Below are 19562 nucleotides of genomic sequence, written 5' to 3' on the forward strand. Positions count from 1 at the left end.
CCCCCTCAGCCCGGCTCGCCGGGCGCGGGCCCGTCGACGTTGACGGTCGGCGTGCCGAACCCGCAGCGCACGATGACCGCGCGCGAGGTGTCGTCGCCGGGGTTGGACTCCCGGTGCACCGCTCCCGCGGGCACGCGTAGGAAGTCTCCCGGCCCGGCCTCGACGACCACCTCGCCGCCCGGACCGGACTCGAGGCGCATCCGCCCGGAGACGACGTAGAGCGTCGTGTCGTGGTCGCCGTGGTGGTGCCATCCGGAGACGGTGCCGGCCTCGGTGTCGACGGTGCCCGACCACATCGACTCGGTGTGCAGCGCCACCTGCCGGCTCATCCCGGGCGTCGGGTCTGCCGGGCTGAGGGCGTCCCTGGCCACATGGGTGCAGGGCTGCGCGGGGTCTCGGTGCTCGGTCATGCCTCCATCCAACTCCTCCGGCGAGGGAAAGTGCCCACTCGACGTGGGGTGGGATGCGGGTCGTCAGGGGAGCGGCTCGTGCGGCAGGGTTGGGGCATGAGGACCGACCACTTCATCCGATTCGAGCGCGTCGACTCCGTCGAGCAGACCGAGCGTGGCCTGCTGGCCCGCCTGCACGGCGAGCTGCTGCGCATCGACCCCGTGCGCCCCGACGTCGTCCGCATCCAGCTGAGCCGGGGCGGGGCGTTCGACGAGCAGCCGACGTATGCCGTGTGCGTCGACCCGCTCGACGGCGCGGTCGACTGGCGGGCGGAGGAGTCGGACGGCGCGTGGCGGGTCGTCACGGACGATCTCGTGGTCACGCTGTGGCTGGACCCGTTCAGGGTCGACGTCCACCGGACGGACGGGTCGGTCGTCATCGAGTCGGCTGCGGACGCCGACGGCCGCTACTGGACGTACGCGACGCTCAACGACGTGTGGACGACCCGCCGCCGGATCGGCCGGGACGATGCGGTCTACGGCCTCGGCGAGAAGGGCGGCCACCTCAACCGGCGCGGCCGGGACTTCACGATGTGGAACACCGACGTCCTCAACGAGCATGCGACGGCGGAGTTCCGGGCCGGGCTGGACCTCGACGACCTGCGCTCGGACATGACTAGCACGGAGTTCGACCCCTACTACGTGACGATCCCGTTCTTCTACCAGCGCGACGCCGCCACGGGCGCCGCCATGGGCTCCTTCGTCGACAACGGCTACCGCGCCGCCTACGAGTTCAGCGGCGAGGACGAGTACCGCTTCACCTTCCTCGGCGGCCAGTGGACCGAGTACGTCTTCGCCGGCCCGTCGATGGCCTCGATCCTCGAGCGCTACACCTGGCTGACCGGCCGTGCGTCGCTGCCGCCGATCTGGGCCCTCGGCTACCAGCAGTGCCGGTGGCACGCCTACTCCCAGGCGGACGTCGAGCGGATCGCGAAGCGCCTGCGTGACGAGGAGTTCCCTTGTGACGCAATGTGGCTCGACATCGACTACATGGACGGCTACCGCGTCTTCACGTGGGACTCGGACCGCTTCCCGGACCCCGAGCGCATGCTCAAGGGGCTCGCCAACGACGGGTTCCGGACGATCACGATCGTCGACCCGGGCGTCAAGCACGACCCCGGCTACGAGGTCTACGAGGACGGGCTCGCCAAGGACGTCTTCTGCCGCACCGAGGGCGGCGACACCTACGTGGGCCAGGTCTGGCCGGGCAACACCGTCTTCCCCGACTTCGCCACGCCGGAGGCACGGGCGTGGTGGGGCCAGCTCAACGCCAAGCACGTCGAGTCGGGGCTCGCGGGCATCTGGAACGACATGAACGAGCCGGCCACCGGGGAGATCCCGCCCCAGGCGATGCTCTTCGACAAGGGCGGGGCCTCGCACGAGCGCTTCCACAACCAGTACGCGCTGCTCATGGCGATGGGCACGATCGAGGGCCTGCGCGCCGCCCAGCCGGAGGCGCGCACGTTCATCCTGTCGCGCGCCGGCTTCGCCGGCATCCAGCGCTACGCCGCGAACTGGATGGGCGACAACCAGGCCCGCTGGGACCACCTGTGGGTCAGCATGCCGATGGCGTGCGGCTTCGGCCTGTCGGGCCAGCCCTTCGTAGGCGCCGACATCGGCGGCTTCCAGGGCAACACCAACCCGGAGCTCTTCGTGCGCTGGATGCAGATGGGCGCGCTGACTCCCTTCTGCCGCAACCACTCCGAGACGGGCATGGTCGACCAGTACCCGTGGTCGTTCGGTCCCGAGGTCCTCGGGCTGGCGCGTGAGGCCATTCGGCTGCGCTACCGGCTGATGCCCTACATCTACTCGGCCTTCGTGCGGGCGACCCAGACGGGCGAGCCCGTGCAGCGGCCACTGGTGCTCGACTTCCAGGACGACCCGGCCGTGGTCGACCTCGACGACGAGTACCTCTTCGGCCGCGACCTGCTCGTCGCGCCCGTCACCGAGGCCGGCATGACGTCGCGCCCCGTCTACCTCCCGGCCGGCGACTGGTACGACTGGCACAGCGGCGAGCTGCACCCGGGCGGCCAGCGGATCACGGTCGAGACGCCGCTCGAGCGCATCCCGCTCTTCGTGCGGGCCGGCGCCGCGGTGCCGATGTGGGCCGAGGCGCCGACCTCGACCGACGGCCACCGGCCCGAGAGCATCGAGCTGCACGTCTTCGAGCCGGTCGTCGACGGCCGCTGGGAGTCGGTGCTCGTCGAGGACGACGGCCTCACCGTGGCGGCCGGGGAGCCGGAGCGGCTCACGACGACGGTCGTCGTGGCCCGGGAGGGCGGTGAGGTGTTCGTCGACCACACGACCTCGGGCCCCGGGTATGCCGGCCACGCGCGCACGCGCTTCGATGTCGTGCGCCACGCGGCGCCGTAGGTCGTGAACCGACCAGGAGGGGGGCTGCGCCGACCCAGTTGGCGGGAGCGGACGGCATACGCCCCCCGATCGGGTATGCCGCGGGGTAGCCGTTCGAGCGTCTCTCGAGCGGGTGACCACCGAGGGAAAGACTGGCGAGCATGGCTGACACGGCGGAGCAGGCACGCCCCGAGCAGGGCAACAAGAGCGAGAGCCTGCTGACGGTGCTCATCGCGCTGGGCGCCAACGTGCTCATCGCGATCGCGAAGTCGGTGGTCGCGGCGATCACCGGGTCGGCGTCGATGGTCGCCGAGGCGGCGCACTCGTGGGCCGACGCGGGCAACGAGATCTTCCTGCTGACGGCGGAGCGCCGGGCGGGCAAGCCGCGCGACGTCACCCACCCGTTCGGCTACGGCCGGGAGGCGTACGTGTGGTCGATGTTCGCGGCGTTCGGCCTCTTCGGCGCGGGCGCGGTCGTGTCGGTGTGGCACGGCATCTCGGTGCTCGGTCACGAGGAGCCGGAGACGTCGTACACCTGGGCGTATGCCGTGCTCGGCATCGCCTTCGTGCTCGAGGGGGTCTCGTTCCTCCAGGCGAGCCGGCAGACCCGGAGCGAGGCCCGCCGGCGGGGGCTGCACCCGTTGCGGTTCGTCGCCAACACCTCGAACCCCACGCTGCGGGCCGTCTTCGCTGAGGACGCCGCGGCTCTCGTCGGCCTCGTCATCGCCGGCCTCGGCATCTTCCTGCACCAGGTCACGGGCAACGCGATGTGGGACGCCTTCGGCTCGATCCTCGTCGGCCTGCTGCTTGGCGTCGTCGCGGTCTTCCTCATCGGGCGCAACCGCGACTACCTCGTCGGGCAGGCGGTGCGACCCGAGCTGTGGCGTCAGGCGTTCGACGACCTGAGCGGCAGCCCGGAGGTGGAGCGGGTGACCTTCCTGCACCTGGAGTTCATCGGACCGGGCCGGGTCTTCCTCGTCGCAGCGGTCGACCTCACCGGGGACGACGCGGAGTCGAGGGTCGCGGAACGGCTGGCAGCGCTGGGCCGACAGATCGAGGAGCGTGAGCTCGTGGAGCTGGCCATGGTGACGCTCTCGCGCACCGACGCACCCGCCCTCGACCCGGACGAGGTCGCCTCGTCGGCGACCTGAACCAGGTGCGGGCTTCGCAGCCGCACTGTTTCTCGTGTCCTCAAACTCGGCCCGTGCCGACATCGGGGATCTCACGTTGGGGTGGCGAGCCCCCGCGCAGCACCGGCGGCTGCTAGCGTCGTGTCTGGTTGCCATCCCAGTCCACGCAAAACGGACCGGGCGGGACCGGCCCGAGCGCGAAGGTCGCGTGTCGCGCTCGTCCCGATCCTCGGCAGCTTGAGGTCTCCACACGGGAGGCTTCGCTAACCAGAAGAGGGCAACACCAGTGGCAACAGGCACCGTGAAGTGGTTCAACAGCGAAAAGGGCTTCGGCTTCATCGAGCAGGACGGCGGCGGCGCTGACGTCTTCGTTCACTACTCGGCCATCGAGAGCGGCGGCTACCGCGAGCTCCAGGAAGGCCAGAAGGTCGAGTTCGACGTCACGCAGGGCCCGAAGGGTCCCCAGGCGGAGAAGGTCAAGGGCATCTGACCCTTACACAGCCTTAGAGACCACGGTCTCGAGCGAGTCCCCCGAGCAGATGCTCGGGGGACTCGCCGTTTCTCGGGGTTGCTTTCCGCCGCACGTTCCTCGCGGAGCGTGGCGATGAGCAAGTGCGCAGTTCCCGACGAGCAAACGCTCATTTCCGATCAGGAATGTGCCACAGTGCAAACGTGCGTTATGCGCGGCATCGTGCCATCGCCGACGAGCTACGAGACGGGGCAGTCTCGGTGCAGGATCTCGTCGCGCGGCTCGGTGTGTCGTCGGCAACGATCCGCCGCGACCTCGCCGAGATGTCGAGCGCCGGGCTGGTGCGCCGGGTCCACGGAGGCGCCGCACCAGCCTCCTCGGTGGAGATCGACCGCCCCTACGAGGAGGTCGCCGACGACGCCGCCGCGCAGAAGCTCGCCATCGCCAGAAGAGCCGCAGAGCTCGTGCGCGACGGCGACACGGTGCTGCTCGACATCGGCACCACCACCGGGGCCCTGGCCCGCGAGCTCAAGGGGCGGTCCATCACCGTCATCACCCCCAGCCTCGCCGTCCTGGACGCGCTGCGGGGCGAGCGCACCATCGACATCGTCCTGCTCGGTGGCTCCCTGCGACGCGCCTACCATTCGCTCGTCGGCCCGCTCACCGAGGAGGCGCTGCGCCGGGTGCGTGCGTCCACGGTCTTCCTCGGCACGAGCGGGGTCGACAGCGACGGCTGGGTGCTCGACACGACGTCGGTCGAAGTGCCGACCAAGCGCCTCCTGCTCGAGGCGGCTCCCAGGGTCGTGCTGCTCGCCGACCACACGAAGTTCCCGGGTCAGGGGACGATTCGTGTCTGCGACTTCACCTCCGTGTCGGCTCTCATCACGACTGCCGAAGCGCACCCGCCGACCCTGGACCTCGCCCGATCCAAGGGGGCAGACGTCCTGCTGGCCTGACCCACCTCTCAGCCGCCGCACCCACCACCCCTTGTCGCCACCTTCCACACCCCGCCTTCCACACCCCGCCTTCCACACCCACCGAGAAGGAGTTCCCGTGAAAACCCACCCCACCCACGACCTCAGGCAGCGTTCTCGGCCGGTGCGCCGCACCGTGCTGGTCGCGCTCGCCTCGTCACTCGTCGCTGTCGGCGCTGCGGCCTGTGACCGCAGCTCCTCCACCGGCGCGAACCCGACCCAGAACGCCAGTGCCAAGGACGTCACCCTGACGATCACGTCGAACTCCATCGCGGGAGGCAAGAACGCCGACGAGGCCGACTGGTACAGCAAGTACGTCATCCCGACCTTCACGCAACAGCAGAAGGCCAAGGGCGTCAACGTCACGGTGAACTTCCAGCCGTCGGGCGTCGACGACGAGCAGTACAAGACGAAGGTCGCCCTCGACCTCAAGAGCCGGGCGGGCGCCGACATCATGGCCCTCGACGGAATCTGGGTGGGCGAGTTCGCCCAGGCCGGCTACCTCAAGCCGCTCACCGACGTCGCCGGCGCCAGCGTGACGTCGTGGGAAGGCTGGTCGCAGATCCCCAAGGCGGTCCAGGCCAACGTCTCCTTCGAGGACAAGGTCTACGGCATCCCGGCCGGCACCGACGGGCGCGTCCTCTACTTCAACAAGAAGCTCTTCAAGCAGGCCGGGCTGCCGACCGACTGGCAGCCGAAGTCGTGGCAGGACATCATCGACGCCGGCGCCAAGCTCAAGGCCATCCAGGGCGTCGCCCCGGTCCAGATCAACGCCGGCACGGCGATGGGCGAGGCCACGACGATGCAGGGCGTCCTGCCGCTGCTCGTGGGCGCGGGCTCGGAGATCTACAGCGACGGCAAGTGGCAGGGCGACACCAAGGCGGTGCGTGAGGTCCTCACCTTCTACAAGCAGCTGATGGACCAGGGGCTGTCCAACAAGAACTACCAGCAGGCCGCCAAGGGCCGTGACCAGTCCTTCGCCGCCTTCGCCGAGGGCAAGGTCGGCATCCTCCTCGAGGGCGACTACTTCTGGCGCTCGGTGGTCAACCCCGACAACGGCGCCGCCCCGATGGCCACCCGCGACGCCGACGTGGGCTGGGCGTTCATCCCGGCGCGCGAGCCGGGCAGCGGCGTCGGCGGCACCGACGACGTCTCGATGTCGGGCGGTGGCGGCTACTTCCTCAACCCGAACACCAAGTTCCCGCAGCAGGCGTGGGAGCTGCTCCAGTTCATGGGCTCGGCCGACGCCATCAACGCGCTGCTCCACGGCACCGCCAAGGTGACGGCCCGGCAGGACGTCAACGAGGCCGTGCTGGCCAAGGACCCGCTCCTGTCGTTCATCTCCCAGAAGGTGCTGCCGGTCACGCACTACCGGCCCGGCCTGGCGGTCTACCCGCAGGTCTCGCAGGCGCTGCAGCAGGCGACCGCCGACATCGTCTCGGGCAAGAGCGTCGAGGAGGCCGCCAAGACGTACGGCGCTGCCGTGGAGAAGGCGGTCGGAGGCGCAGACAAGGTGTCGTCCTCGTGATGGCGGTCGGGTGCCCACCCCAGGCGGGGGAGGTGGGCACCCGATGACCGCGCGCTCCACGGAGCAGCCCACCGAGCGGCGCACCGGGCGGCCCACCCAGCGACCGACCAAGCGGTCCACCATGCGGTCCGGCGACGCGGCGGGGCTCGGCCGCCGCCGGGCCGCAGTGCTCATCGCGCCTGCGCTCCTCCTCGTCGGGGCGTTCCTCGTCGTGCCGGCGGTGTGGACGGTCTACCTCGGCATGACCGACTACCGGCTCACCGGCATCCAGGCGGCGAACCCACAGTTCGTCGGCCTCGACAACTACCGGGCCGCGCTCGTCGACCCGGAGTTCCGCAACTCGCTGTGGCTGACGCTGCTCTTCGTGCTCGGGTCGGCGGTCATCGGGCAGACGATCGCCGGCTTCGCCCTGGCCTGGACGGTCCGGGGGGTGCCGCGCCTTGTGCGGGGCGGGATCGAGACGCTCGTGCTGCTGGCGTGGATCCTGCCAAGCTCGATCGTGGCCTTCCTCTGGGTCGCCTACCTCTCCGGTGACGGCGGCACGCTCAACGCGCTCCTGGGAACCGAGGGAACGGAGTGGCTGCTCGAGCGCCCGATGGCCTCGATCATCGTCTTCAACACCTGGCGTGGCACCGCCTTCTCGATGCTGCTCTTCTCGGCAGCGCTCGGGGCCGTGCCCCCGTCGCAGCTCGAGTCGGCGCGCCTGGCCGGCGCAGGCACGATGGCGCAGCTGCGGGACGTCGTGTTCCCGCACATCCGCGGGCACGTGCTGACCAACACGCTGCTCATCAGCCTCTGGACGTTCAACGACTTCTCGCCCTACCTGCTCACCGCAGGCGGGCCCAACCACGCGAGCGAGACCCTCCCGGTGTTCATCTACAACAAGGCCCTCTACGGCGGGCAGCTCGGCTACGGATCGGCGATCTCCTTCATCATGCTGCTGATCAACCTCGTCATCGCGCTCTTCTACGTGCGCCTGCTCCGGGAGCGCCGATGAGAGCGCGCACGATGGTGGGGCGCCTCGTCCTCGTCGCCTTCCTCGCGGTCGTCGTCGCCTTCTGGGCGCTGCCGATGCTGTGGCTCGTCACGGCGCCCTTCGACGCGCAACCCGGGCTCGACGTCAGCTGGCCGGACTGGACGCTCCAGAACTTCCGCAAGCTCTCCGAGAACCCGTATGCGTTCTCGTCCCTGCGCAACTCGGTCTACCTTGCCGTCGGCACCATGGTGGCGGTGACCGCGCTCGCGGCGCTCGCGGCATACTCCCTCTCGCGGGTGCGCATCCCGGGACGCAACGGGATCCTCTACGGGCTGCTGCTGCTCAGCTCGATCGTCACCGGCACCGCGGCGATGGTGCCGATCTTCCAGCTGATGTTCAGCCTCAACCTCATCGACGACCGCTCGGGCGTCATCCTCGTGCTGACCGGCGGGCTGCTGCCGGCGGCGATCTTCATCCTCAAGGACTTCATGGACGCGACCCCGAAGTCCTACGAGGAGAGCGCGCGGGTCTTCGGCGCGAGCCCGACGCAGGTGCTGCGGCACGTCGTGCTGCCCATCGTGCGACCCGGTCTGGCGACGATCGCGGTCTGGGCGCTGGTCAACGTCTGGAGCGACTTCCTGACGTCCTACATCCTGCTGCGCGACCCGGCCAAGCTGCCGGCCGGCGTCGTGATGTACACGTTCTACTCCGAGGGCGGGCAGGCGAATCTGCCTCTCATCTCGGCGTTCTCGCTCGTCTACGCGCTGCCCGTGGTGGCGCTCTACCTGTTCGTCAGCCGGCGCTACGGGTTCCGTTTCCATGGAGGCATCAAGAGCTGATGGCCAGCATTCGCATCGAGGGCCTGGACAAGGTCTACCCCGGAGACGTCACCGCCATCGACGGCTTGAACCTGACGGTGGAGGACGGGTCGTTCTTCGCCCTGCTCGGCCCGTCGGGCTGCGGCAAGACGACGCTGCTGCGCACCATCGCCGGGCTGGAGGAGGCGACGGGCGGCTCCATCCAGATCGGCGACCGTGACGTCACGAGGCTGTCGCCCGGGGAGCGCAACGTCGCCATGGTGTTCCAGGACTATGCGCTCTTCCCCCACATGACCGTCACCGACAACATCGCCTACCCGCTGCGCATCCGGAAGGTGGGCCGGGCCGAGCGAGCCGCCAAGGCCGCCGAGACGGGCGAGGGGCTCGGGCTCACGGCCCTGCTCGAGCGGCGCCCCGGCGAGCTCTCCGGCGGTCAGCAGCAGCGAGTGGCGCTGGCCCGCGCGATGGCCTGCCAGCCAGACGTCTTCCTGCTCGACGAGCCGCTCTCGAACCTCGACGCCCGGCTCCGGCTCGAGGCACGCACCTTCCTCAAGCGGCTGCAGCGCGAGCTCGACGTGACGACGGTCTTCGTCACCCACGACCAGAGCGAGGCCCTGGCGATGGCCGACCAGATCGCGGTCATGGAGGCCGGGCGGATCCGCCAGCTCGGCACGCCGTCGGAGATCTTCCGCCGGCCGGCCAACACGTTCGTCGCCAACTTCATCGGCTCGACGCCGATGAACATGCTGCAGGGCGAGCTGCGCGGCGGGGCGCTGTGCGTCGACGGGCTGAGCACCGATGCGGTCGGCGCCGGCTGGGCGGGGCGCGGCGTGGCGGACGGGCCGGTCACCGTGGCCTTCCGGCCGGAGTACGTCCGCGTCGACGAGGAGGGCCCGCTGGTCTTCCAGGGCGAGGTGGAGACGACCGAGAACCTCGGCGCCAGCGTCCTCGTCACGGCGCGCACGGTGAAGGACCAGCGCGTGAGGGTGGTCGTCCCCGAGGGCGCAGAGCCCGAACCCGGCGCGGAGGTGCGAGTTGCCCCGGTGCCCGGGCGGGTGCTCGTCTACGACGAGGAGGGGGAGCTGCTGTCGCCATGACGGCCGGAACGCCCCAGACCCTGCTGCGCCTGCGCCGGCACTGGCTCCCCGCCGACCGGGCGGAGGAGCAGATCCGCTCGCTCGGCGTCTGGGTGCCCCGCGAGGTGGGCGCGCTCGAGATCGAGATGACGTATGCCGTCACCCCGGGTGCCGTGCTCGACCTCGGTCTCCAGGGCCCGCAGGGCTATGTCGGCTGGTCCGGTGGTGCGCGCAGCCGGCTCGTCGTGTCGCAGGCGTGGGCGACGCCCGGTTACCTGCCGCAGCCCGTCTCAGCCGGGTCGTGGCACGTGCTCATCGGCCTGCACAGGGTGCCCCGCGAGGGTGTGACGATGGAGCTGACGGTGCGGGTCGTCGACGCGGCGGTGGTCGAGGAGCACCGGCGCGCCGAGCCGGAGGAACCGCCCGCGCGTGCTGAAGACACGGCGGCGTCGGATGTCCGGCGGGCGAAACGTCGTCGCCGCATGCCGACGGTCGACGGGATGACCTGGCTCGCGGGCGACTTCCACTCGCACACGGTGCATTCCGACGGATCGCTGCCCGTCGGCGGCCTGGCCGCGCTGGCGGCCAGTCGTGGTCTCGACTTCCTGGCTGTCACCGACCACAACACGACGAGCCACCACGCCCACCTGCCCGCGGCCGGTCGCCGGCACGGCATCCTGCTGGTGCCGGGGCAGGAGGTCACCCGGGACGTCGGACACGCCAACGTCCTCGGCGACGTGGGGCTCGTCGACTTCCGCTCCGAGCCAGCGACGTGGGCGGAGCAGGCCCAGAGCCGGGGCGGGATGCTGTCGATCAACCACCCGCTGGGCGGTGACTGCGCCTGGCTGCTGCCCGTCGAGAGTCCGCTGGTGGCCGAGGTGTGGCACTCGTCGTGGTCGCTGGAGCCGGCCTGGGGTGCGCCGCTGGCGTGGTGGCTGCTGACGCCCGAGACGATCCCCATCGGCGGCAGCGACTTCCACCGCAACGGTCACGACGCCCTGCCGGGTGCTCCTACGACCTGGGTGCAGGCCGAGGGCGACGACGTCGTGGGTGGGGTGCGGGCAGGCCGGACGGCGATCAGCTCAGGGGTCGACGGCCCGCTGCTGCTGCGCGACGGGGACTGCCTCGTCGCCCTGGACGCCGAGGGTCTGACACTCACCGGACCCGGACGCCCACGCCGCCGGCTGCTCGACGACCGCGTCTCGGTGCCCGGTTGGCCCGGGCCGTGCTGGCTCGAGGACGAGGACCGGGTGGTCCACGCTCTCTGCGGCTGACCCCTCCGCCGTTGACCCGACTGACGCTCGGATCGCTGCGCCTGCAGAGCCCGCCAACGAGGCCCGCGGGCGAGGCGCGTCGAAAGGCCACAATCCGGGGCCCGATTTGTGGCCTTTCGACGGTGGGGTGGCGCGGTAGTCAGCCGGGCAGCGGCGCCCCGAGCTCAACGCATACGGCAGCAATCTCCCACGGGCGCAGAGGAACCCGAAGCGCGCTGTCGGTGACTTCCAACGCCGAGCCGGTCTGGCCTCGCCCGTCGACCTGCACTGCCGAACCCACCGGCACGGCCCGCGACCCCAGCAGGGCGACGGTGTCGTGGTCGGAGGAGTTGACGAGACGAATCTCGACGGCGGTGTCCGCGTCGGCGCGGCGCCGGAGGGAGACGAGCTGCACGCCGGATCCACCCACGGTCAGCCCCTCAACAGCCTGAAGCGGGGTCTCGGCCGGCGCGGTGCCCGGCATCACGACAACGGGGTGGAGGTAGGCCTCGGCCGCCCGAGCCAGCTCGGCATCGGCCCAGGAGCCGCGGTGAGGCAGCACGGCCAACGACATGGTGCAGGGGCCGAGGCCCTGGGCATCGGGGGTGGGCAGCTGCGGGCCGGCGGGCTCGCTGCGGTAGGGGTGCACGTTGCGGCTGAGGTAGCCGATCGAGCGCAGGAGCGTGACGGCGAGGTCGGTGCCGCCGGAGGGCGTGTCGACGAGCTCGTACTCGACCGTGCGACCGAGCAGGACGCCTGCGCCCCCGGCGTCGACGAAGGTCTCGGCCGGGAAGGTGGGCAGCGGGTGCTCGCCGACGGGTCCGGCCTCTGCCGAGCGGCCGCGGCGGACGACGGCGAGCTGGCCCTGGGCGTGGGAGTGGTCGGCCGGGGTGGCGGTGGGGACATGGAGGCGGAGCCGGTGGTCGCGGGTGCGGTTCTGCCAGTCGAGGCGCAGTCGCACGAACGGCTCGCCGGTGCGCAGCTCGACGTGCATCGTCACCGGCGTGGGCTCGATCTCCGCGGCGCGGCCGTCGAGGTCGCTGCTGAGCGGAAGGTCGTAGCTCCGGCCGACGCGAAGCGCGCCGACGACGGCGCCGGCCGCGCCGACGGGCACCACGTCGACGTGGGTCGGCTCGCTGACGAGGACGTCGTGAGTGGGAGGGGCGTAGTTGTAGGAGTCGCCCGGGTCGCCGCCGTCGACGAGGCGGCCGACGCCGTTCAGCGTGACGCCGTCGGCGGTGACGGCGAGGGTGCCGTCGTCGGCGACCTCGACGTGCACGAGGCCGTTGTCGAGGACGCGCTCGCCACGCCGGATGGGGGTGGCGTCACCGGTCGCGCTGGCCGTGCCGGCCGCGTCCGGAGCGCCGTCGACGACGCGTACGACCGTCCAGCCGAGCGGCGGGGTGGCGACGGCGGCGGCGATGCGGCGACGCGGTTCGTCCACGGTCAGGACCTGCCACGTCGTCCCAGCGCCGGCGGAGTCCGCGGCCGTGCGAAGCCGCGCCTCGGCCGCGATGGCGTCGAAGTCGGGGTCCCCGTGGTCGGCGACATGGAAGGTCAGGACGCGGGCCCGGTCGTCGATCTCGATGTCTCCGACCTGCAGGCCGAAGAGCTCTCGGTCGTGGACGCGGTGCATGAGGCGGGGGAGGTCCTCCGAGCGGACGGTTTCGCGGGCCAGCTCGGCCGGTGGTCGAGAGACCTCCTGCGCGGGAACCGTTGTGCCGTCGGGCAGCTCGAGGGCAACGGCTGTCCACGACTCGGGCACGGGCGCGGTGAGCTCGACGACGTCGCGACGTGCTGACGGGAGCGGGTTGGCGACGACGAGCGAGCCGATGGGGTTCGCTGCGGTGGCCGGCACGAGGGCCCGGTCGCGCACCGCCTGGGCCGCGTGCTCGCCCTCCTGCAGCCGCGCGAGGACCTGGACGGCTGTCTCGTCGACGCCGCAGCCGGTCACGGAGTCGTGGCAGGAGGAGTCGATGACGCGGCGCCACGCCATCGAGAGGTAGTGGCTCGGCAGGGTCGGCAGGTAGAGCGCGGCGAAGGGCTCGGCCCACCGGGTCAGCAGCCGCTCGGTGCGGGCCATCGCCTCCTTCAGCTGCCACCGCACCGACAGCACGCCGGGCAGGATGTTGGCGCGCGCGTGGCTGCGCAGCTCGCCGTCGATCGTGCGCAACTCGTCGCGGGGCGTACGCGGCTCGGCGAGGTAGTCGGCCAGCGTGGCCACGCGGACCTGAGGGCCGTCGACGACGGCATTGAGGTCGGCGACCTCGGCCATCAGGGAGGGAAGGGGCGCGGCGTGGTCGGTGCCGTACATCGCGAGGAAGTCACCGGCATACCAGTGGGACTGGTTCTCGAGGCGGGCTGCCAGGCGCTCGCGGGCCTCGCCGCTGCCGAAGACGTCGGCGGCGTTGCCGTAGCTGTTGGCGAGGAACTCGGTGCGGATGCCGGTGCCGTCGGGGGAGCGCCACCAGAACTCGTGACGGTCGACCTCGGCGGGGACGCCGCGGTAGACGACTGCCTGCTCGATGCCGACGTGGCGCAGGATCTGCGGCATCTGGGCGCAGTGGCCGAACATGTCGGGCAGGTAGCCGATCGGCATGACGGTGCCGAGGCGGGCGGCGTCGGCCCAGCCCATCTCGAGGTTGCGGATCATCGTCTCGCCGGAGCACAGGAACTCGTCCATGAGCACCCGCCACGGCCCGATCGCCAGCTGACCTCGGGCGACGAGGGCGCGGACCGCGTCGGTCTGCCCGGGCCGGATCTCGAGGTAGTCGTCGACCGCCGCCATCTGGCCGTCCATGGTGAAGCGGAAGTCGGGCTCGCGCTCGGCCCGGGCGACGACGTCGTCCATGAGGTCGACGAGCCGGAGGCGGAAGCGCTGGAAGGGCTCGTACCACTCCCGGTCCCAGTGCGTATGCGGGACGAGCCACACCGTCGTGGTCCTGGCGCTCATGGCTCACGATCATGTCAGCCGAAGTGTCTCCGTGCCCGGCGAGCGCCGCTGGGATGCGGCCTGTCCAGAGGTAGCCCTCGAGGAACTGGGACCGTGGGCAGCCCGAATTCCCCGCCGACTCGGGCGCGGTCTGGGGCGGGGCAGTCAGGTGTGCCAGGTGACGCCGAGGGCGGTGACCGTCGCCGTGAGGTCTCGGTCATGGACCTCGGTGTGGTGCTTCTGGCACAGCAGGGCGCCGGTCTCGACGGAGGTGTGGCCGCCGCGGCACCAGTGGACCGTGTGGTGGACGTCGCACCAGCTCGCGGGCACGGTGCAGCCCGGCCAGGTGCACTCCCGGTCTCGGGCGATCAGAGCGAGTCGTTGGGCCCGGGTGTAGAGCCGTTCACCGCGGCCGACGTCGAGCGGTTCGCTGTGGCCGCCGAGCACCATGGGGATGATCTCGGCGTCGCAGGCCATCCGTCGCACGACGCCGGGCGACAGCACGTCGCCGCTCAGCGTGACGCCGGTGCCGCGGAGCTCGCCGACGAGCGTGTCGTGGTCGATGAGGACCACGACCTTGGCCTTGTCGGTGGTCGGCACGCCTGTTGCCGAGGCGACTCCGCGCTGAACCATGGCCAGCAGCGCGTCCATGCGGCGCTTCGCCGGGGTGCGCTCGTCGGGGGCGATGGTGCGGCCCTTCTCGTCCTTCTCGGGGCGCGGGATGGAGAGCGGGTCGATGGCGGACTTGAGGATGGCGGCGCCCTCGGGGTCGAGCACTCCGCGGAGACCGACCATCCCGGCGGCGTTGGGTTGGGTGAACCACAGGCCGCGGGCGTCGCGTCGACCGCGGTCGAGGGCGTCCTCGTCGCGGGGCGGCCGAACCTGCTCGGTGTGGTGCCGGACGAGGCGGGACAGCTCCTCGGGCCGCAGCTGCCGCGCCTGGTCGGTGAGGTCGTCGAGGGCGGTCGTGAGGTCCTGCGGGTCGGCGACCGGAGCCGTGCGCGCATCGAACTCGACGATCTGCGCCGCGTTGCCGACGGTGACCTGCTGGGTGGTGACGAGCAGGCGCAGCCGGGCCCACCGCGGGTCGGCCAGCGCAGTGCCGACAGCGACGAAGGATTTGGCCTGCCCTGCCGTCAGGGAGGCGTCGTGGCTGCGCAGCCAGTCGGCGCGCGACAGCCCGTCGGGCGCATCGACGCCCCGGGACACCAGCTCGGAGACGATGTTGACGAGCGTGACCTCGTGGTTGCGGCGCTGGCGGGCCACCCGCTCGGCCGCAGCGGTCAGATCTGCGCTGGCGTGCCGGTCGAGGGCGAACCCGGCGACCGCCTCGATCGCGATGGCCCCCTGACGGTCGCTGTCGCCGCAGGCATCCCATTCACCGCGCATGTCCACGTCGCCGCGCACATCCATCCGCGCTGCAGCCCGCTCGGCCGTCGCCTCGATCCACGCCGGGTCGTCGACCATCTCGTGCCACTCCGCCTCGGACAGCGGCTGCAGCGCACGGAGGTCGAGCGAGTCGAGGCCCTCCGCGGACAGCTCGGACCAGGGCCCGTGCGTGGAGGTGACCGGCCGCGACTGCGGGGCCATCCGGCGGCTTCGCCCGTGCCCCTTGCGGGTCGCCTTCCCAGCGGGCGCGGGGGCGGCGTCGGGCGCGGACGGGCGAGACGGCATACTCCCCGCGAAGCGCTCCCAGAAGTCGCTCGCGGACGTGCCGCCGCTGGAGCGCTGTCGCGCCTCCAGGTCGGCGAGCCGGCTCCTCAGGAGCTCGAGCACGTCTGTGTCCTCTGCCATGAAACGACACTACGGGCGACCACCGACAGTGCCCCGCGACGCTGGGGTGTGCGCTTTCTTCCACGCGCTTCCGCGGGACCTTCGCCCGGCAAGCCGGCGATCTGCCCCGTAGGCGCTGTCGCGGCCCCTATCCTGACCCCGCCGCACCATGCTGGGCGGCTTCGAACAGGGGAAACACGCATGCCCACCCTGCGCGCCGTCGCGGCTGCCCTCGCGGCGTCACTGACGCTGACCACCATCGTCGCCTCGCCCTCCCCGGCGATGGCGTATGCCGTCCCGGCCGCGGGTGCCTCCGCGTCGGCGACTGCCTCCTCGGGGACAGACCTGTCGCAGACCCGGCGTGAGCGCGCCGGCACCGTCGACCGCACGGCCGCCCGGCCGAACCGCACGGTCAGTGGCTCCACTCCTACGGCCCCGCAGAGCCCGCAGACGACCTCGAAGACTCTGGCGGACGGAGCCCCCTCGGTGGGCGACTCGGCAACCGGCAGTGCGGCGTCCACCGCATCCACGGCAACGCTGCCGGGCGCGATGCACGCGCTGCCCGCGCACCGGCTGCTCGACACCCGGTCGGGCCTCGGAGCGCCCAAGGCCGCGGTTGCCACCGGGACGAGCGTCTCCTTCCAGGTGGCCGGGCGTGAGGGCGTGCCCACAACCGGCGTCGGGGCGGTGGCCCTCACCATCACGGCCGTGTCACCGACGGGCGCAGGCTTCGTGACGGCATACGCAAGCGGTGCTCCGGTGCCGACGGCGTCGTCGCTCAACTACGCGGCGGGCGACATCGCCGCCAACCTGGTGGTGACGCGCCTGTCCGCGGACGGCCGCGCGGAGCTGCGCGTCGGTGGCTCCGGCTCGGTGCAGCTGCTGGCAGAGGTCGTGGGCTGGGTGGAGGCGGGCGACGCGACCGAGCCCGGCGCATACGCCCCACTCGCGCCCCAGCGACTGCTCGACACGCGTGCCGGCACGGGTGCCCCGAAGGGCATCCTCGCCGGCGGCGCCACGGTGACGCTGCCCGTGGCGGGCCGCGGCGGAGTCCCCGCTGACGTCGCCGGTGCGGTGCTGCTCAACGTCACCGCCACGGGCGGCACGGCGGCCGGCTACCTCACCGTCGCGCCGACCCTGACAGGCGCCGTCACGACGTCGAGCCTCAACTACTCGATCGGTCAGGTACGCGCCAACCTCGTCCTGGTCCCGCTGTCCGAGGCCGGATCGGTCGACGTGCGGGTGACGAGCAACGGGTCGGTGCACGCCGTCGCCGACGTGGTCGGCTGGGTGCGCGCGGGCACGTCCACCGCGGTCGGCACGCTCGCGGCCGTCGCACCCGCCCGGCTGCTCGACACGCGCACGGACGGCGGTGGCCAGATCGCCGACCACGGTTGGGCCGAGATCGCGGTGACCGGTGTGGCCGGGGTGCCGGATGCCGGTGTGCACGCGGTGCTGCTCAACGTGACGGCGACACGGGCCACCGCACAGGGCAGGGTCGACGTGCTGCCGTCGGCAAGCAACCTGCCGACGGGCTCGCAGGTGCAGTTCACCAAGGGGCGCAACGACGCGAACCTCGTACTCGCGCCGGTGTCGCCGGACGGCTGGGTCGACCTGCTGGTGCAGTCCTCGGGGTCCGTCGACCTCGTCGCCGACGTCGTGGGCTACGTGACCGGGCCGACGGTCGACACCATCGCGCCGGGGCCGGTCACCTCGCTCGTCGTGACGCAGCCGACGAAGAACTCGATCTCACTGACGTGGGAGAACCCGACCGACGCGGACCTCAGCGGCGTCACGATCCGCCGCGTCGTCGACGGGACGACGAGCGACCCCTTCGAGGGCGCCGTCGTGGCCGAGACCACGGGCACCACGTTCACCGACCGCAACCTCACGCCGGGCACGACCTACGGATACTCGGTGTGGGCACACGACTCGTTCCCGAACGTCTCCGAGCCGGTCGAGACGTCGCGCACCACGACGCCGCTCTCGTGGTCGGCTCCGGCGGTCGTGGCCCCGTACGTCGGGTCGCCGAGCGCCGTGTCGTGCGTGACCTCGTCGTGGTGCATGGCCGCTGACCGCTCGGGCCAGGTGCTGACCTGGAACGGGACCGCGTGGAGCGCCCCGAAGCGCGCGGTGTCGACGGACCCCACGAAGGACTCGGACGGCTTCAGGGCGCTGTCCTGTGTGTCGACCGCCTTCTGCGTGGGCGTCGTCCGGGGCGGTGTCGTGACGTACCGCAGCGGCACCTGGGGCCCCGTGGTTCCCGTGAAGACGTCGACCGGGGTGGTTGTCACGATGAACTCCGTCGACTGCGCGTCGACGACGTCCTGCGTCGCAGTCGGCGCGGACGACAACTGGAAGGGCTATGCGGCCCGTTTCAACGGGACGACGTGGACGTCGACGACCGGTTTCGGTTTCGCGACAGCCCAGGTCGAATGCGTGTCGACGACCTTCTGCATGGCTGTCGGGCAGGACTACAACGCCGGCGGGTGGGCGGCGCGCTGGAACGGCAGCACGTGGTCGTCGACGAAGATCGAGCCCAACGGCTCCTCGACCTACGACGTGTCCTGCACGAGCACGTCGTTCTGCATGGTCACCGACGGTGGCGGCCGCTCCGTGCGCTGGAACGGCACCGCCTGGTCTGCGCCGGTGAGCTTCGACTCGACGAACGCGTTCCAGGGCTACGTGGTGTCGTGCACGTCGACGACGTTCTGTGTCACGGTCGACACCCTGCGCGGGGCGCGACGCTGGAACGGCACGTCGTGGAGCGCGGCCACGAAGCTGAGCACGGTCGAGGCGTGGGGAATCGCCCTGTCGTGCGTGTCGTCGACGTGTCTCGGCCTCGACGGTCGCGGGCGCTACGACCACTACAACGGCACGTCGTGGACGGCCATGGCGAACGTCGACCCCACCAGCGGTGGCATCTCCGACCTGTCGTGCACGGCGTCGACGCAGTGTCTCGCGACGGACATGCGCGGGGAGGCGTACCGGTTCGACGGGAACTCCTGGGCCACCCCTACGACGATCGGGCTGTTCCCGAGCGCCGCATCGTGCGCGTCACCGACCTGGTGCCTGGCGGTGACGCCGGAGCAGCGGGTCTCCCGCACGCTCAGCGGCTCGACGTGGTCGCTGTCGGCCGCCGCGCCGCCGCAGCTCAACGACCCCGACTGCCCGGTCGCCGGCTGGTGTGTTGCCTTCGACCAGATCGGGAGGGTCGTCACGTGGAACGGGTCGTCGTGGAGTGCGCCGCGGGCGGTGTTCCCCACGGACGGCTCGACGCCGGTGGTGCCGGTGGTCGACTGCGTGAGCACGACCTTCTGCGTCGCCTACGACCGGATGGTCGGCTTCTGGTCGCGCTGGAACGGCTCGACGTGGTCCGCCGCGAAGGACCTCAACCCGTCCTCGAACAGCGGTGGCGTCCTCTCGTGTGTGACGACGACGATGTGTGTCGCCCTCGATGACGACGGCACGTCGTTCCGCTATGACGGCACGACGTGGCGCAAGCTCCCCGCCTCGGCCGGCTACTACTACGCGCCGTACGCGACCGACCTGGCCTGCCCGTCGACGACCTTCTGCGCAGCGCTGCTCCGGGGAGGCTCGATCGCGACCTTCAACGGGTCGACGTGGAACCGGATGCCGCAGGAGACCGGACTCTTCGACGTCGCGGCCCGGCCGGCGGACGGGGCGCACCACCTGGAGTGCCCCGCGGTGTACTCCTGCGTCGTCGCAGGCACGGTGAAGGTGGTCAAGGCGAGCTGAGGTCCGCAGAGCGCGTCCAGCCTCGGGGCCGGGTGCGCGGGCGGCCGGGTGCGCGGGCGGCCGGGTGCGCGGG

Annotated in this window: 13 protein-coding genes; 10 read left to right on the forward strand and 3 right to left on the reverse strand. The window is 71.4% G+C overall.

Going from position 1 to position 19562, the window contains the following annotated elements:
* Window positions 1–5: 5 nt before the first annotated feature.
* Window positions 6–410: a cupin domain-containing protein gene (locus AC3WRT_RS18540; RefSeq protein ID WP_492724544.1), complete on the reverse strand. Its 405-nt coding sequence runs from the start codon at window positions 408–410 to the stop codon at window positions 6–8.
* A gap of 96 nt (window positions 411–506) precedes the next feature.
* On the opposite strand from AC3WRT_RS18540, the gene AC3WRT_RS18545 reads away from it, so the two are divergent.
* The 9 genes from AC3WRT_RS18545 (at window position 507) to AC3WRT_RS18585 (ending at window position 11046) form a co-directional block, all read left to right on the forward strand.
* A complete protein-coding gene (locus AC3WRT_RS18545) occupies window positions 507–2822 on the forward strand; it encodes a glycoside hydrolase family 31 protein (RefSeq protein WP_492724545.1) in 2316 nt (771 codons plus the stop codon).
* A 140-nt stretch (window positions 2823–2962) separates the two neighbouring features.
* The gene (locus tag AC3WRT_RS18550; RefSeq protein WP_492724547.1) at window positions 2963–3952 is read left to right on the forward strand and encodes a cation diffusion facilitator family transporter; all 990 of its coding nucleotides are present in this window, start codon (window positions 2963–2965) and stop codon (window positions 3950–3952) included.
* Window positions 3953–4217: 265 nt separating this feature from the next.
* A complete protein-coding gene (locus tag AC3WRT_RS18555) occupies window positions 4218–4421 on the forward strand; it encodes a cold-shock protein (RefSeq protein ID WP_009777120.1) in 204 nt (67 codons plus the stop codon).
* Between the two features lie 182 nt (window positions 4422–4603).
* Window positions 4604–5356 carry a DeoR/GlpR family DNA-binding transcription regulator gene (locus tag AC3WRT_RS18560; RefSeq protein WP_492724550.1) on the forward strand — a complete coding sequence of 251 codons (753 nt, stop codon included), beginning with the start codon at window positions 4604–4606 and terminating at the stop codon, window positions 5354–5356.
* 97 nt (window positions 5357–5453) lie between these two features.
* Window positions 5454–6902, forward strand: coding sequence for a sugar ABC transporter substrate-binding protein (locus tag AC3WRT_RS18565; RefSeq protein WP_492724552.1), 1449 nt, complete (start codon window positions 5454–5456; stop codon window positions 6900–6902).
* Window positions 6903–6945: 43 nt separating this feature from the next.
* Window positions 6946–7899 carry a carbohydrate ABC transporter permease gene (locus AC3WRT_RS18570; protein WP_492724554.1) on the forward strand — a complete coding sequence of 318 codons (954 nt, stop codon included), beginning with the start codon at window positions 6946–6948 and terminating at the stop codon, window positions 7897–7899.
* The gene (locus AC3WRT_RS18575) at window positions 7896–8717 is read left to right on the forward strand and encodes an ABC transporter permease subunit (protein ID WP_492724556.1); all 822 of its coding nucleotides are present in this window, start codon (window positions 7896–7898) and stop codon (window positions 8715–8717) included. The genes AC3WRT_RS18570 and AC3WRT_RS18575 overlap by 4 nt, the downstream gene beginning before the upstream one ends.
* A complete protein-coding gene (locus tag AC3WRT_RS18580; RefSeq protein WP_492724558.1) occupies window positions 8717–9793 on the forward strand; it encodes an ABC transporter ATP-binding protein in 1077 nt (358 codons plus the stop codon). Before AC3WRT_RS18575 ends, AC3WRT_RS18580 begins: the two co-directional genes overlap by 1 nt.
* Complete coding sequence (locus tag AC3WRT_RS18585) at window positions 9790–11046, forward strand: CehA/McbA family metallohydrolase (protein ID WP_492724560.1); 1257 nt, start codon at window positions 9790–9792, stop codon at window positions 11044–11046. The genes AC3WRT_RS18580 and AC3WRT_RS18585 overlap by 4 nt, the downstream gene beginning before the upstream one ends.
* 139 nt (window positions 11047–11185) lie before the next feature.
* Here the strand turns inward: AC3WRT_RS18585 and AC3WRT_RS18590 are convergent, their stop codons facing one another.
* Together AC3WRT_RS18590 and AC3WRT_RS18595 are read right to left on the reverse strand one after the other, a co-directional pair.
* Window positions 11186–13978, reverse strand: a complete 2793-nt coding sequence (locus tag AC3WRT_RS18590) for a glycoside hydrolase family 38 N-terminal domain-containing protein (RefSeq protein ID WP_492724561.1) — start codon at window positions 13976–13978, stop codon at window positions 11186–11188.
* Between the two features lie 144 nt (window positions 13979–14122).
* Window positions 14123–15751: an HNH endonuclease signature motif containing protein gene (locus tag AC3WRT_RS18595; RefSeq protein ID WP_492724563.1), complete on the reverse strand. Its 1629-nt coding sequence runs from the start codon at window positions 15749–15751 to the stop codon at window positions 14123–14125.
* Window positions 15752–15931: 180 nt separating this feature from the next.
* Here AC3WRT_RS18595 and AC3WRT_RS18600 point away from each other — a divergent pair, with 180 nt between their 5' ends.
* Window positions 15932–19489, forward strand: a complete 3558-nt coding sequence (locus tag AC3WRT_RS18600; RefSeq protein WP_492724565.1) for a fibronectin type III domain-containing protein — start codon at window positions 15932–15934, stop codon at window positions 19487–19489.
* The last annotated feature ends 73 nt before the right edge of the window (window positions 19490–19562 follow it).

It is taken from the genome of Terrabacter sp. FW104-15G4B, assembly GCF_058790095.1.